Here is a 14,281-nt window from a genome sequence, read left to right as displayed (position 1 = left end):
TGGAAATCGATGTAATGCAAGCATACACTTGCATTAGTTGGATGTCTGGTTCCCATCTGACCCGGGTGCGAGGTTCGGAGGCACATGCCCAGGTATATCGACGTTGATGGACTGTTCGACACGACAGTTGCGGTTTTTGCCGAACGGGGATATCGAGCAACTACAACGCAGGAGATCGCCAGCCGAGCCGGCGTCAACGAGGCGACGCTGTTTCGCCGCTACGGCGACAAGGCCACCCTGATCAGCACAGCTCTGACACACGCTCTGGCCAATGCGCCGTTCGCCCACCCGACCACGACCGGTGATGTCACCGAAGATCTTGTCGCACTGGTGAACGCCTATGTCGAGACCAACCGCATGTACGGAGGTGCCGTCGAGACGCTGCTGGTCGACATGCAACGCCACCCGGAGCTTCGTACCGTCATAGCCGCGTTCATGCCGCAACTACTCAACGCGGTGCACGTGATCGCAACACACCAGGATCGAGGACAACTCACACCCGGTGACCCGGTACAGAAGCTGGTGATCCTCCTTGCGCCGCTGATGGTGTTCGGCATGCTGGCACGCAGCGGAGCCGAAATGCCTGTCGCCGAGTTCGACCCGAACGCGCTTGTCGCGACTTTCCTCGACGGCCATCGCGCACGCTGACCCAGCGACAGTTGACCCGAAGGTACGGCCGAATTCCGTCGCGGGCCATCTACTGAAAGACATAGCCTTGGATTGGTATCGCCACCGAAAAGTGGGGTGAAGGATGTCCAACCGACCCGTCAAACCGGTTTTCGAAGAGCTCTATCGCGAGGAGCGGTCACTCGATGCACTGCCGCCGTCGACGCCCTGGGACATCGGAGGTCCACAGCCGGTGGTCCAGGAGTTGGTGGCCTACGGTGCTCTGCGCGGCGAGGTGCTCGACCCGGGGACCGGCCCAGGCCACCATGCGATCTACTACGCGTCGAGAGGCTACTCGACGACGGGGATCGACGCGTCGCCCGCAGCTATCGAACGGGCCAAGCGTAACGCTCAAACCGCTGGGGTCGCAGTGGACTTCCAGGTCGGCGACGTTACCAAGCTGGACGGGTATGAGAATCGATTCGACACCGTCGTCGACGCCGCGTGCTATCACACGTTCCTGGACGACGAGGACACCCAGAAACTGTATGCGCAGACCTTGCATCGAGCCACCAAGCCGGGGGCGCGGCTGTTCATGTTCGAATTCGGACGCCACAACGTCAACGGCGTGCAGTTGCTGGGTCTGCCTCCCGAAAATTTCGCGCGCGTGCTTTCGGCGTCGGGCTGGCGCATCGACTATGTCGGGAACACCACCTACCGAGCCCGTTTCGATCCCGAGGTTCTTGCCAAAATGTCCGAGGCCGGCGAGCCGAAAATTGCGGCGCTGCTTGCGCCCATGCAGGATCAGCTTCAGGTCATAGCGCCGCTGCTGGAAAATCACCTCGTGCACTTGCCGTTTTGGGCCGTGCACGCCACCCGCATCGACTAGTTTCCTCTTCCCGCGAAGCAGTTCGACAGGCCGGGTTGATGCGGTCCTGTCTACCCCGAAGCAATGCCGCGCGTTGGTAGGCACGATGCACCACCATCATTGGGGTTCTCCAGTGTGTCGAGAGTTACACGGGCCTCGTATTCGGCCGTGATTGCACTCACAACAAGTGTGGCAGCTGGAGTGGCCTCGAGCCGTTGTGGCGAATAGGACGCCTTCCGAAGAGGGTGGCTCGTTGTCCGGAGTGGGCAGCGTGGTTCGGGTCCATCACCTGCATTTTCTTGCCGGCTACAAGTACCCATCGGTCCTCGATCGAGTCGGCTTGCCCCGGATCCGGATTAACAAGATTTGCAATCTGGTGTGAAAAGCTAGCCAACGTTGGCATTAGCTACAGGTAGACGGCACTTTTCGGCTGTGTCATTCTCTTTAAGTACATACGAAGGGCCTGGCAAGGATGTGAAGCAGTACATCCGTACCGGACGAAATGATCGAAGAGATGGAGTCGTGATGTCGACCACCGGCACCCCGAAGACCGCAGCTGAAATCCAGCAGGATTGGGACACCAACCCGCGTTGGAAGGGAATTACCCGCAACTACACGGCCGACCAGGTCGTCAAGCTCCAGGGCTCTGTCGTCGAAGAGGCCACCCTCGCCCGCCGCGGCTCCGAGATCCTCTGGGATCTCGTCAACAACGAGGACTACATCAACTCCCTCGGTGCCCTCACCGGCAACCAGGCCGTTCAGCAGGTCCGCGCGGGCCTCAAGGCGATCTACCTGTCCGGTTGGCAGGTCGCCGGCGACGCGAACCTGTCCGGCCACACCTACCCGGACCAGAGCCTCTACCCGGCCAACTCGGTGCCGCAGGTGGTTCGCCGCATCAACAACGCGCTGCTGCGCGCGGACGAGATCGCCAAGGTCGAGGGTGACACCTCCGTCGACAACTGGCTCGCCCCGATCGTCGCCGACGGTGAGGCGGGCTTCGGTGGCGCGCTCAACGTCTACGAGCTGCAGAAGGCCATGATCGCCGCCGGTGTCGCCGGTTCGCACTGGGAGGACCAGCTCGCGTCGGAGAAGAAGTGCGGCCACCTCGGTGGCAAGGTGCTCATCCCCACGCAGCAGCACATCCGTACGCTGACCTCGGCCCGCCTGGCCGCTGACGTCGCGGACGTTCCGACGGTCGTCATCGCGCGTACCGACGCCGAGGCCGCGACCCTCATCACCTCCGACGTGGACGAGCGCGACCGCGAGTTCCTCGACGGCACCCGCACCGCCGAGGGCTTCTTCGGTGTCAAGAACGGCATCGAGCCCTGCATCGCTCGTGCCAAGGCCTACGCGCCGTACTCCGACCTCATCTGGATGGAGACCGGTGTGCCGGACCTCGAGGTCGCCAAGCAGTTCGCCGAGGCCGTCCGCAGCGAGTTCCCCGACCAGCTGCTGGCCTACAACTGCTCGCCGTCCTTCAACTGGAAGGCGCACCTGGACGACTCGACCATCGCGAAGTTCCAGAAGGAGCTCGGCGCGATGGGCTTCAAGTTCCAGTTCATCACCCTGGCCGGTTTCCACTCGCTCAACTACGGCATGTTCGACTTGGCCCACGGCTACGCCCGCGAGGGTATGACCGCCTTCGTCGACCTGCAGGAGCGCGAGTTCAAGGCTGCCGAGGAGCGTGGCTTCACCGCCATCAAGCACCAGCGTGAGGTCGGCGCCGGCTACTTCGACAGCATCGCCACTACCGTTGACCCGAACACCTCGACGGCAGCTCTCAAGGGCTCGACCGAAGAGGGCCAGTTCCACTGAGGTTTGTCCTCGAAGCACCGACCGATTCAGGTTCCACCTGATCAGTCCGATCCCGGGGAGGGACCCTTCGCAGGGTGCCTCCCCGGGTAACGACTCCACTTGATGAAAAGGAGCTGACGTGACCAGCGAAAAGATTCAGCGCGTTGGCGTTATCGGCGCCGGGATCATGGGTGCCGGAATCGCAGAGGTGTGTGCGAGAGCGCATGTCGACGTTCTGGTGTTCGAGCAGACTCGCGAACTTGCTGCGGCGGGGCGTTCGCGCATCCTGCGATCGCTCGATCGTGGTGTGAGCAGCGGCAAGATCACAGAGCGGGAGCGTGAACAGGCTGCATGGCGGCTGCGGTTCACGTCCGACCTCGGCGACTTCGCGGATCGGCAGTTCGTAGTGGAGGCCGTCATCGAGGACGAGAAGGTGAAGAGTGAGATCTTCACCGAGCTCGATCAGGTGGTAACGGATCCGAATGCCGTGTTGGCATCGAACACGTCATCGATCCCGATCATGAAGCTGGGCATCGCCACCAACTCCCCGGAGCGGGTCATCGGCATGCACTTCTTCAACCCCGTACCGGTGCTTCCGCTCGTCGAGTTGGTGACCACCCTCAAGACGAGTAAGTCGGTGTCGGAGCGAGCCGAAGCGTTCGCGAGCGATGTACTGGGCAAGCAGGTGGTTCGCTCGGCCGATCGCTCCGGGTTCGTCGTCAACGCTCTTCTTGTGCCGTACCTACTTTCAGCCATTCGCATGGTGGAGTCCGGTTTCGCCACGAAGGAAGATATCGACAAGGCCACGGTTCTCGGTCTAGCGCATCCGATGGGTCCGCTGGCACTGACCGATCTGGTGGGCCTCGATACCGTCAAGTCCATCGCCGACTCGATGTACGAGGAGTTCAAGGAGCCGCTGTACTCGGCGCCGCCGCTCCTGCTGCGCATGGTGGAGGCCGGTCTCGTCGGCAAGAAGGCCGGCGCAGGCTTCTACGAGTACGGCGAGAACGGCCGTTCCGGTAAGAAGGCAAGCTAGTAGGCGACTGCATCTGCTGTGCGCCTTTCACGACCATCGGCGGTTGTGTGAGGCGCACAGGTGCATGGAGCCCCAGCACTGTCCGCCACCAGGGCTGAGCCCAGAAAGGTCGACCGCATGTCCAGCACCGCAGCATACGGATCCAGCGTCCTGGGGTATCCCCGCATCGGGCCACGCCGTGAACTCAAGCGCGCCCTCGAGTCTTACTGGCACGGAACGAGTACCCAGGAAGAACTCGTCGCCGTGGGCAGGGAACTGCAGGAGGAGACGTGGAGCGAACTCGCGGCAACTGGTCTGACACAGGTTCCGGGTAACACGTTTTCCTACTACGACCACGTGCTCGACAACGCTCTTCTTTTCGGAGCCGTGCCCGCGCGGTTCGCCCCGCTCGAAACCGAACTCGATCCGCTGGACTTTTACTTCACGCTGGCGCGTGGCCGGCCGGACTTCCCACCGCTCGAGTTGGTGCGGTTCTTCGGCACCAACTATCACTACCGCCAGCCGGAACTCGATGAGAACACTGAGTTCTCGTTGCGCGCCGACACCCTGATGGACGAGTTCGAGCGGGCCAAGGCGCGCGGGATCGAGCTGCGCCCAGTCGTGTTGGGCCCCGTGTCCCTGCTCTTGCTGTCGAAGATCGGCCCCACGTCGAAAGCCGATGGTTTCTCCACGCTCGACCTGCTGGACAAGCTCCTACCGGAATACGAGCGGCTGTTCGAGCTACTCGCCAAGGCCGGTGCCACGTGTGTCCAGTTGGATGAGCCGTCGTTCACCGAGGATCGCCTCCCCGAGGAACTCGCTGCTCTGGCCCGCGCCTACGAGCGGCTCTCCCACGCGCCGCTGCGCCCGCGCATTCTGGTCACGGGCCCGTACGGACAACTCGGTGAGGCCCTGTCCATCCTCGCTGCGACCAAGGTCGAGGCGTTGGGTCTGGACCTCGTCAGCCACCGGATGAGTGCCGACGATCTCGCGAAGATCCCCGGAATCAAGCGCAAGCGCATCTATGCCGGAGTCGTAGACGGCCGCAACGTGTGGCGCGTCGACAGATTCAACACTCTGACGTACCTGAACACGTTGAAGGACATCGTGCCGGATCTCGTGGTCTCGACATCGACGTCGCTGCTGCACGTGCCGTACGACGTACTCTCCGAGTACGACATTCCAGGTGATGTCGCAGACCGGTTGGCATTCGCGAAGCAGAAGGTCGGCGAGGTGGTCTCGCTGGCCAAGGCGCTGACGGAGGGGCCGTCGGACAAGTGGCGTAAGCGGCCGACCTCTGTGCATTTCAAGCTCAAGCATGCCGTGCGCGCGCGGGCGAATGCGATCAAGCCCGCAGATCGTGTCCGGGTTCCCTACGAGGAGCGGCGAGTCATCCAGCAGGAGCGACTGAAGCTGCCGCTGGTTCCTGCCACCACGCTCGGCTCTTTCCCGCAGACGGACGCGATTCGGCAGGCCAGGTACGAGCTCGGCATGGGGCGTCTGGAATGGGAGGAGTACTACAAGAGGATTCAGGCCGAAATCGAAAGCACGATCCGGCTACAGGAGGACATCGGCCTCGATGTCCTCGTGCACGGTGAGCACGAACGCAACGACATGGTGCAGTACTTCGCAGAGCTACTCGAGGGGTATGCCTTCACTCACAACGGCTGGGTGCAGGCTTACGGCTCGCGGTGTACTCGCCCACCGATCCTCTACGGGGACGTGTCGCGGCCGAAGCCGATGACCGTGGAGTGGATTGCCTATGCGCAATCACTGACGGACAAGCCGGTGAAGGGCATGCTTACGGGTCCGGTGACGATGATCGCGCGTTCGTTTGTTCGCCAGGACCAGCCACTGTACGAGACGGCCGACCAGCTGGCACTGGTGATTCGCGACGAGATCGCTGACCTGGAGGCTGCGGGTATCGCGATTATTCAGGTCGACGAACCGGCGATTCGCGAGCTGCTGCCGCCTCGGCAACACGGCCGCGAGGCGTATCTCGAGTGGGCGGTCGATGCGTTCCGGCTGGCGACGGGTGGAGCCAAGCCCGAGACCCAGATTCACACGCATCTGACATACACGAGCCGCGCGTCGGTGGTCGACGCCATCGAACGTCTGGATGCGGACGTGACAGCGATCGTCGCGACCCGTTCGATCGGCTGGGTACTGGACGCGATCAAGGAACGAGTGCTCACCCACGGTGTGGGACCCGGTGTGTACGAGAGCCGCTCGGCGCGGATTCCCGATATCGACGAACTCGACGAGTTGCTTACCGAGGCCAGTAAGTCGGTGTCGCTCGAGCGGCTCTGGGCCAACCCCGACGGCGGTCTGAAGACGCGTCACTACTGGCAGCTCGAGCCTTCCTTGCGAAACCTGGTGGCGGCCGCGAGACGTCTGCGACGGCGTGCCGCAAAAGAAAGTGTGCAGCCCCAACCAGAAAGGACCTAGGGCCGCAAGGGCGGAAAACGTGTGCGCGGCCGGATAAACGGGTACGCATTGAGGCATGGTTTCCGTAGCCGCATACGCAGTCACGTCCAGCACGAGCCCGTTCGAGAAGACCACTATCGAACGTCGGGAACTCGGGCCCCTCGATGTTCTCATCGAGATCAAGTTCGTCGGCATCTGCCACTCGGACATTCACACCGCCCGCGACGAATGGATGGGCACTCACTATCCATTCGTTCCCGGACATGAGATCTCGGGCGTTGTCGTCGCGGTCGGCCCCGACGTGACTCGACATCGGGTGGGCGACCGTGTCGGTGTGGGGGTCTACGTCGATTCCTGCGGTGAATGCGACGCGTGCCGGGACGGTGAGGAGCCGTTCTGTTTCAACGGTGCAACCGGAACCTACAACTCGAAGGGCCGGGACGGCGAGTGGACGCTCGGCGGTTATTCCACGCATATCGTCGTGACCGAGAGGTTCGTCCTGTCCATACCGGACGGCCTGGAACTCGATGCCGCGGCGCCTTTGCTCTGTGCCGGGATCACGCTGTACTCGCCTCTTGCTCATTGGGGCGTCGGCCCGGGGAAGAAGGTGGCCGTCGCCGGAATGGGCGGTCTCGGTCACATCGGTGTGAAGATCGCGCACGCGATGGGGGCGGAGGTCACGGTGCTCAGCCGGTCGCTCGGCAAGAAGGTGGACGGGTTGAGGTTCGGCGCCGAGCACTACTACGCGACCTCCGACCCGGCGACGTTCGAGCAGTTGCGCGGAAGGTTCGACCTGATCGCCAACACCGTCTCGGCAAACCTCGACATCGACGCGTACATGTCGATGCTCGGCATTGACGGCACTCTGGTGGAACTGGGGCTGCCGGAGAAGCCGATCGAGGTGGCCGCGTTCAGTCTTGCACGGAACCGCCGAAGCCTTGCAGGTTCGTTGGTCGGCGGAATCGCGCAGACTCAGCAGATGCTGAACTTCTGCGCTGAGCACTCAATTGCTGCCGAGATCGAGGTAGTTTCGGCGAGCGGGATCGACGAAGCCTACCGTCGGGTTATTGCAGGTGACGTGAGGTACCGATTCGTGATCGACGCCTCGACGATGTGAGTCATTCGTCACCGAGTTGATCGCGCAGCGACGCGAGAGTCTTCGACAGCAATCGCGACACGTGCATCTGCGAGATACCCACTCGGTCGGCGATCTGTGTCTGGGTCATGTTCCCGAAGAACCGGAGCATGAGGACGGTGCGCTCCCGTTCGGGAAGTGATTGGAGCAGGGGCCTGAGGGTTTCGTGGTTCTCGACTTCATCCATCGCGGCGTCGTAGTCACCGAGCGTCTCTACCATTGCCAGCTCACCGGACCGATCGGCAGAGGTGTTGTCGACGGAGAGGGTCTGATACGCATTGCCCGCCAGGAGACCCTGCGCGACTTCTTCGTGTTCGAGATCCAGATGCTCGGCGAGTTCACTGACGGTGGGGGCGTGGCCGAGGGTCTGGGACAACTCGGCCACCGCCTGGCTGAGCGCAAGATGGAGTTCTTTCATGCGGCGCGGCACCCGGACGGCCCACCCGGTGTCGCGGAAATGTCGACGTACCTCACCCATGATGGTGGGGACGGCGAACGAGACGAAGTCGGATCCTCGCTCGACGTCGAATCGCTTTACCGAGTTGACCAGTCCGAGACGCGCAACCTGCACGAGATCGTCGTGCGCCTCGCCGCGGCCGTCGAAGCGGCGCGCGATATGTTCTGCCAGTGGAAGGCATCGCGTCACGATTGCATCGCGCAGCGCGATATACCCGGCATCGCTTTCGTTCAGGGCCGCCAGCTGCACGAACATCGCTGTGACGTCCTGATACTCGTCTGGCCAACGGCCCGGAATCTCCCCGCTGTGAGGGGAGGTCACAGAATCAAGCCGTTCTTCACCTTGGTGAATTCCATGGTGGTTGCGAAACCCGAACTAGCGGGGTCGGGATCCTGTTTCAGATCTATCGAATCGGTCAGGGCAGTGAGTACGTGCCACGCGAACGATCGCTCGCCGAGCGAATCGAGTGTGGTGGTCGTGCTCGAGACGGCGACTCGTAGAGTCCCGTCGAGATACTGCAAGCGGCACACCAAGACCGCATCCGGTGTTGCCCGGACGATCAACTGGGTACAGATCTCGTCCATCGCCAGTTTGATGTCAGCGATGGAGTCGAGATCGAAGTCTTCGTGGATGGCGACAGTTGTGGCCAGAGCGCGGAGAACGGAGAGTTGGTCGGGTGTTGCTCGCACGCGAAGTTCGACGACAGGATGTGTGTGGTCCTGGTCGGGTTGGATTGTTTTGGCGATAGCCATGAGACCTCCGGGTAGGGGCAAACCGGGTTGGTGCGGGTCGGCTCGCGGTGCGTCGGCCGCGGTCCTGAGAAGTTAGGGTAGCGATCCGGCGACACTGCAGGTGGAATACCGCAGAACATGCTTGATCAAACCACTCAGATCAGTACATTTGCACCGATCAATGCATCTTGCCCGAGTATTGTGGGGCCACAATCTGCGTTTCTCGCGCCGCCCGGCCCGCGTTCCTCGCGCCGCCCGGCCCGAGGCATGGCGTTCAGGGAGGCAAATGGGATGCCCGACCACCTTCATCCGCCAAAATCGAAGACCGGTGACACGTCGCCGGACCCTGACCCTGTCACGGTGTCTTTCGACATCTTGCTGGACTTGCTCGAAACCGAGGACGAGACGAAGGTTGCGCTCGAAGCATTATGTCGCCAGGTTCTTTCGGCGTTCCCGGTGGTAACGGCGGCGGGGATCACGGTCCTGTGGGAGACGGGCCCCGTGACGGTGGGTACATCTGACGAGGTCACGCGACACGAAGAGTTGCAGTATCGCCTCGGCGAAGGGCCGTCACTCCACGCGGTGCGTTCAGGCAGGGTCGTGCGGGCCGACCGCAGTGCTGTACGTGAGAGGTGGCCGGCGTGCGCGCCGAGCGCCGAGCAAGCAGATATGTATAGCTGTCTTTCGGTGCCCCTTCCGCCCGACGCCGAGCAATCAGGAACGATGGTTCTCTACGGTGCAGTTCCGCAAGCATTCGAATGCGTGGAGGAGTCCGTGCTGGACCCGTACCTGGATGCGGCGGCGGTCGAGGTGCGCAAGGCACGGCGTCACGGGGAGGCAAGAATGCTGGTCGCCCAGCTAGGGGTTGCCTTCCGCTCGCGTGCCGCTATAGATCAGGCCAAGGGGATCTTGATGGCGATGCGTGGGCTCGATGCGGCGACGGCGTTCGATGTCCTCGTTGCGTATTCTCAGCGCGAGAACGTCAAATTGCACGAAGTTGCAGAGCGCGTGGTGGCGGCGGCGCCAAAGTTCGTACCCGTTCGTAACGGTTTGTAATCGTTCACCTAGGTAAGTGATGTGCGATATCTGTTATTTCCTTGTGACAAATCACAGCCGGGAGTAGTGTCAAACCGAGGTTGAACACACAGCCGATGTCGGAAAGCGCTGCCGTAACAGACGGTGTCCAGGTATCCGAGTCCAATTTCGTCTGTGGGTGCTTTGCTTTCTCACTCAATGTGCGAGATGGGGTGGGCCATGTCTGTTGTTCCAGGACTCCCAAGAACCGAGCTGGCACGATCGGGTATGGAGTCGAGTACCGATTATTCGTCGACGATATCGTCATCGATGGTTGATTTCGCATCGACACGCCGGGCGAGTACGGAATTCAGCGTCGAGCGGGTCGGCTCCGGGGTGATGTCGGTGGGGATACGAGGCGAGATCGACTTGTTCAGTGCGCCGGACTTCCGTGACTACGTGTGCAGCCAGATTTCACCCGAGGGGCAGTTCATACTCGACATGTCGCGGGTGGACTTCATCGGAACCGCAGGCCTCGTGGTAATCGACGACCTTCACACAAGGAACATCCGGGACGGACGGACCTGGGCCATCATCTGCGGTCGTCCCGTTTACCGCCTGCTTCGTGCAGCTGGCCGGGAATCGGCCTACCCGTGTTTCGCGTCCGTAGACAGCGCTCTCGGGGCCTGGCACGACCGGTCGGCCTGATCGTACGAAGCGGAGAGCCCGGCGCGGTTCCCGTTCACTGGGCACTGGGTCGATTGGTGCGCGGAGGCGCGGACACGCAGCGACCGTAGGCGCGGAGAGTGTCTGTGGCGACGCGGTCCCACGAATACCGTGCGCGGGCCCGGTCGCAACCCGCCATGCCGTATCCGGTTCGGAGTGCGTCGTCGTCGAAAAGCTGTCGCAGGGCTTCGGCGAGCCTGGCCGGGTTGCGGGGCGAAATCAGCCGTCCCGTGATGCCGTCCACCACTGTATCCCGCATTCCGCCCACTGCAGACGCCACAACTGGTGTGCCGCAGGCCATTGCTTCGAGGGGCACCATGCCGAACGGCTCGTACCAGGGTGTGCAGACGACGGCATCTGCGGAACGCAATAGCGAGGGCATGTCTTCCCTCGGAATCCTTCCGACGATCCGTACTCTGTTTCGCACCTTTGCATTACGCGCTACCTTCAACAACCTGGCGGCCTCGGAATCGTCAGCGACATCGCTTGCGGCAGGTCCGCCCGCAATGACGAGCTCGGTGTCGGGGAAGTGGGCGAGCGCTTCGATCGCGGTGTCGAAGCCCTTGCTCGGCGCCAGTCGGCCGGCCATGACGAGACGGTGACGCTTGCCCTTTTCGTCGACGCGACCTTCGGGTGTGAACGCGGAGACATCAACACCGGACGGGACCACCGACGTGCGGGTGCGCGGAAGACCCAGGTGAGAGAGCTCCAGGACCTCCTCCGTGCAGGTGGCCACCACTCGCGTAGAACCGCGTGCAATCAACTGCTCCAGTCGGATTCGGTTCTTCGCGGCAGACAATTCTGTGTCCTCGAATCGTTGCTCGACCACGCCTAGCGCATGAAACGTCTGGACCGCCGGAATGCCGAGAGTGCGGGCCGCCAGTTGCGTCGCTATCCCCGACATCCAATAGTGAGCGTGAACAATGTCAGGCCGTTCGTTCTCCCACTCGGACTTCAGGAACCCGCCGAACGCGCCCATCGACGAAAGGGTTTCCTCGTCGGACGTCCGCCGCGGCGGTCCCGCGGGTACGTGAACGACGGTGTACCCGCCTGGCGCCGTTACGCGTGTGGGGAGATCCTCGCTGTCTTTCCGTGTGTAGACGGTGACGGCATGACCTGCCCGCGTCAGGGCCGCAGACAGCTCGGCGAGGTGAATGTTCTGACCCCTGATGTCACCGCCTTCCGACACATCGAGCGGACTGGCGTTGGCGGAGACCATCGAAATCCTCAGTTGGCGTGAGGTTCCGGTGCTGGCCGTTCTCATCGGCTGCTTGCCGCAGACGGCGGGTCTCGGTTCGCGATGAATAGCGGTCATGCCAAAGGGATTCCCGAACTTACAATTTATAAACCGACTGACTTGTTTTCTGACCCAAAGTAACTGGGTGAGCAGTATTTTTCTTGTGAGCGCTGAAGGTCGCGCGTAGCCTCGGGAACAAGTTCCTCGAAGGTGAGGTGAATGGCATGAAACTGAATCTCTTCGCAGCATGGGTCAGCTTTGCACTGGTGCTGATCTCGGTGGCTGCGCTCGGCGGATTCCTCGTTGCCGCGGGTTCAGGGAACGGTGGTTGGGCCGTTATCGCCGGATCCGTGTGCGTCGTCGGAGTGGTTTCGGCGATGGCATTGTATGGCGGCACCGTGCGCCACGACCACAGACTCCATCACGAGACACCGCATATTTTCTGACTGCATTTTCAGCGGGTCCGGCCGGTCCCCGGCCACCGCTGATCAGGACTTGGCGAGCCGTCGTTTCTCGGTTTCGATGTCGAAGTTGGCAACCGGCCAGTGGAGGTCGAGCTTTTCGAAGGCATCGATGAGTAGCTCTGTGACAGCAATCCGGCTGTACCACTTGCGATCGGAAGGAATGACGTACCACGGCGCGTAGTCGGTGGACGTCTTGTCGAGCATTGTTTGATACGCAGCCTGGTACGCGGGCCACAGTTTGCGTTCGGTCACGTCCGCGGGGTTGTATTTCCAGTGCTTGTCCGGACGGTTGAGCCGATCGAGGAGCCGCCGCCGTTGCTCGTCCAACGACACGAACATGGCAACCTTGATCAGTGTCATGCCGCCCCTGACGAGTTCCTTTTCGAACCGGTTGATCTCGTCGTAGCGTCCGCTCCACACGCTCTCGGGTACGAGGTCGTGGACCCGCACCACTAGCACGTCTTCGTAATGCGATCGATCGAACACTCCCAGCTGGCCGGCGCGGGGGAGTGCCTTGTTGATTCGCCACAGGTAGTGGTGGCGCTTCTCCTCCGGTGTCGGCACGCCGAACGACGCGTGGTCGACGCCTCCAGGATCGACTTGTCCGATGACGTGCCGGACCATTCCGCCTTTACCCGCGGTGTCCATGCCTTGAAGAATCAGAAGGATTGAGCGTCTGTCGCCGGACCTTCCGTTGGCGTACAGCTTCTCCTGCAGCACGGACAGGTCGGTTCCACGTTCCTCGAGGAGGCGTAAACCGTCGGACTTGTCGCCGATGAAGCCGGGGGTGCCGTTTCGGTCGAGCTCGGAGATCGTCTGCCCGGGACGCATCCGCAGGATTTCGACGGCCGGCGTCTTCCAGAAATCGCGATTTGTCTCTGCCATGTGCAAACAGTGCCACAAGAGAGCTATCTGGACGACCACTAGTCGAGATTGAATTCATCTGAGGCTCAGGTGATCACGGGCGAGAATCCGGCACGTCCGGCGTTTTCGCGGCGGTTTCGCAAGGAGGAGGGGTACCTCCCCCTTGCGAAGCTCCTTGCTACTCAGTCACTCTCGGGTGGAAGCAGAGGGTGAGGGATCGAATTGAAACGCGCGGGCGATCCGCTGACCTCTGCGATTCCTGTCAGGCCGCCCCAGATCATCATCGTGAGGTAATTGATCAGCGCCTCGACCGACATGGACCGGTTGGAGATCCACCAGTGTGTGGCGAGCTGAACGCCTCCGACGATCGCGTACGCCCACGGGACTACTCCGCCGGAGTCCATCTCCATTTCGCGTAGTCGCTCGCCCAGAACGGTGGCGAGGACGTCGGCGATCAAGCGCTCGGAATCGGCCACCGCGTTGCGCCCGGACCCCGAGTCGTTGGCCATGATGTACAGGTACACGTCGGGATCCGATGCCACCGTCTCCACGTACGCGGTGACGGTGGCGCGGGTCAGCTCGAAGTCGTCGAGGTCTTCACCGATGGCCTCGTAGATCCTCGGCGCGAGCGTGGTCTCTACGTAACGCGCCATGGTCGCATTCGTCAGGTCGCTCTTGTCCGCGAAGTACCGATAGAGCACGGTCTTGGAGATACCGATCTCCGACGCGATTTCATCCATGCCGATGTCTCGTCCGCGAAGGCGGATGGCCGCAATCGTTCCGTCTACGAGTTCTTCTCGTCGCGCGATCTTGTGCTCACGCCAGCGGCGCTTGCGCCCGTCGGGCTTTGTTGCTTTGTCCAGCTTCGTCATAGACTCGGTCACCTGTTCGGGATCTTTCGCATAGTCGTTCGTACATCCGGTGCCTCGTCGCATCCGTTTCG

14 protein-coding genes are annotated in these 14,281 nt (G+C 62.0%); 9 read left to right on the top strand and 5 right to left on the bottom strand.

The annotated features are described in order from the left end of the window. Positions 1-84 precede the first annotated feature (84 nt). From BFN03_RS12965 to BFN03_RS12940, 6 genes are all read left to right on the top strand, one after another. Positions 85-648, top strand: coding sequence for a TetR/AcrR family transcriptional regulator (locus BFN03_RS12965; RefSeq protein WP_070379339.1), 564 nt, complete (start codon positions 85-87; stop codon positions 646-648). A 103-nt stretch (positions 649-751) separates the two neighbouring features. Beyond that, positions 752-1,495, top strand: a complete 744-nt coding sequence (locus BFN03_RS12960; protein ID WP_070379338.1) for a class I SAM-dependent methyltransferase — start codon at positions 752-754, stop codon at positions 1,493-1,495. Positions 1,496-1,999: 504 nt separating this feature from the next. Then, the gene (gene aceA, locus BFN03_RS12955) at positions 2,000-3,289 is read left to right on the top strand and encodes an isocitrate lyase (protein ID WP_070379337.1); all 1,290 of its coding nucleotides are present in this window, start codon (positions 2,000-2,002) and stop codon (positions 3,287-3,289) included. 118 nt (positions 3,290-3,407) lie between these two features. After that, positions 3,408-4,304 carry a 3-hydroxybutyryl-CoA dehydrogenase gene (locus tag BFN03_RS12950; RefSeq protein WP_070379336.1) on the top strand — a complete coding sequence of 299 codons (897 nt, stop codon included), beginning with the start codon at positions 3,408-3,410 and terminating at the stop codon, positions 4,302-4,304. Positions 4,305-4,421: 117 nt separating this feature from the next. Continuing rightward, positions 4,422-6,731: a 5-methyltetrahydropteroyltriglutamate--homocysteine S-methyltransferase gene (gene metE / locus BFN03_RS12945; protein ID WP_070379335.1), complete on the top strand. Its 2,310-nt coding sequence runs from the start codon at positions 4,422-4,424 to the stop codon at positions 6,729-6,731. Between the two features lie 55 nt (positions 6,732-6,786). After that, a complete protein-coding gene (locus tag BFN03_RS12940; RefSeq protein ID WP_070379334.1) occupies positions 6,787-7,827 on the top strand; it encodes an NAD(P)-dependent alcohol dehydrogenase in 1,041 nt (346 codons plus the stop codon). Position 7,828: 1 nt separating this feature from the next. Here BFN03_RS12940 and BFN03_RS12935 read toward each other — a convergent pair whose 3' ends face one another. Next, a complete protein-coding gene (locus tag BFN03_RS12935; RefSeq protein ID WP_084385618.1) occupies positions 7,829-8,623 on the bottom strand; it encodes an RNA polymerase sigma factor SigF in 795 nt (264 codons plus the stop codon). Further along, the gene (locus BFN03_RS12930; protein WP_070379333.1) at positions 8,620-9,054 is read right to left on the bottom strand and encodes an ATP-binding protein; all 435 of its coding nucleotides are present in this window, start codon (positions 9,052-9,054) and stop codon (positions 8,620-8,622) included. The genes BFN03_RS12935 and BFN03_RS12930 overlap by 4 nt, the downstream gene beginning before the upstream one ends. A gap of 339 nt (positions 9,055-9,393) precedes the next feature. Here BFN03_RS12930 and BFN03_RS12925 point away from each other — a divergent pair, with 339 nt between their 5' ends. Continuing rightward, on the top strand, positions 9,394-10,089 hold the full coding sequence (locus BFN03_RS12925) for a GAF and ANTAR domain-containing protein (RefSeq protein ID WP_232320255.1): 696 nt from the start codon (positions 9,394-9,396) through the stop codon (positions 10,087-10,089). Positions 10,090-10,377: 288 nt separating this feature from the next. Beyond that, positions 10,378-10,755, top strand: coding sequence for an STAS domain-containing protein (locus tag BFN03_RS12920; protein WP_232320253.1), 378 nt, complete (start codon positions 10,378-10,380; stop codon positions 10,753-10,755). Positions 10,756-10,789: 34 nt separating this feature from the next. On the opposite strand, the gene BFN03_RS12915 is transcribed toward BFN03_RS12920, so the two are convergent. Continuing rightward, a complete protein-coding gene (locus BFN03_RS12915) occupies positions 10,790-12,004 on the bottom strand; it encodes a glycosyltransferase (RefSeq protein ID WP_070380895.1) in 1,215 nt (404 codons plus the stop codon). 230 nt (positions 12,005-12,234) lie between these two features. On the opposite strand from BFN03_RS12915, the gene BFN03_RS12910 reads away from it, so the two are divergent. After that, a complete protein-coding gene (locus BFN03_RS12910; RefSeq protein ID WP_070379331.1) occupies positions 12,235-12,456 on the top strand; it encodes a hypothetical protein in 222 nt (73 codons plus the stop codon). A 42-nt stretch (positions 12,457-12,498) separates the two neighbouring features. Here the strand turns inward: BFN03_RS12910 and BFN03_RS12905 are convergent, their stop codons facing one another. Next, positions 12,499-13,359, bottom strand: coding sequence for a PPK2 family polyphosphate kinase (locus BFN03_RS12905; RefSeq protein WP_070379330.1), 861 nt, complete (start codon positions 13,357-13,359; stop codon positions 12,499-12,501). Positions 13,360-13,520: 161 nt separating this feature from the next. After that, a complete protein-coding gene (locus tag BFN03_RS12900) occupies positions 13,521-14,210 on the bottom strand; it encodes a TetR/AcrR family transcriptional regulator (protein ID WP_070380894.1) in 690 nt (229 codons plus the stop codon). Positions 14,211-14,281 lie beyond the last annotated feature (71 nt).

It is taken from the genome of Rhodococcus sp. WMMA185, assembly GCF_001767395.1.
Classification (GTDB): Bacteria; Actinomycetota; Actinomycetes; order Mycobacteriales; family Mycobacteriaceae; genus Rhodococcus_F.
The sequence above is the reverse complement of the archived record's forward strand: the minus strand, read 5'-3'. Positions and strand labels throughout refer to the sequence as shown.

Coding starts and splice junctions, on each gene's coding strand:
- BFN03_RS12965 (WP_070379339.1), top strand. CDS start 85: ATGCCCAGGTATATCGACGTTGATGGACTGTTCGACACGACAGTTGCG.
- BFN03_RS12960 (WP_070379338.1), top strand. CDS start 752: ATGTCCAACCGACCCGTCAAACCGGTTTTCGAAGAGCTCTATCGCGAG.
- aceA (WP_070379337.1), top strand. CDS start 2,000: ATGTCGACCACCGGCACCCCGAAGACCGCAGCTGAAATCCAGCAGGAT.
- metE (WP_070379335.1), top strand. CDS start 4,422: ATGTCCAGCACCGCAGCATACGGATCCAGCGTCCTGGGGTATCCCCGC.
- BFN03_RS12940 (WP_070379334.1), top strand. CDS start 6,787: ATGGTTTCCGTAGCCGCATACGCAGTCACGTCCAGCACGAGCCCGTTC.
- BFN03_RS12930 (WP_070379333.1), bottom strand. CDS start 9,054: ATGGCTATCGCCAAAACAATCCAACCCGACCAGGACCACACACATCCT.
- BFN03_RS12920 (WP_232320253.1), top strand. CDS start 10,378: ATGGTTGATTTCGCATCGACACGCCGGGCGAGTACGGAATTCAGCGTC.
- BFN03_RS12910 (WP_070379331.1), top strand. CDS start 12,235: ATGAAACTGAATCTCTTCGCAGCATGGGTCAGCTTTGCACTGGTGCTG.
- BFN03_RS12905 (WP_070379330.1), bottom strand. CDS start 13,359: ATGGCAGAGACAAATCGCGATTTCTGGAAGACGCCGGCCGTCGAAATC.
- BFN03_RS12900 (WP_070380894.1), bottom strand. CDS start 14,210: ATGACGAAGCTGGACAAAGCAACAAAGCCCGACGGGCGCAAGCGCCGC.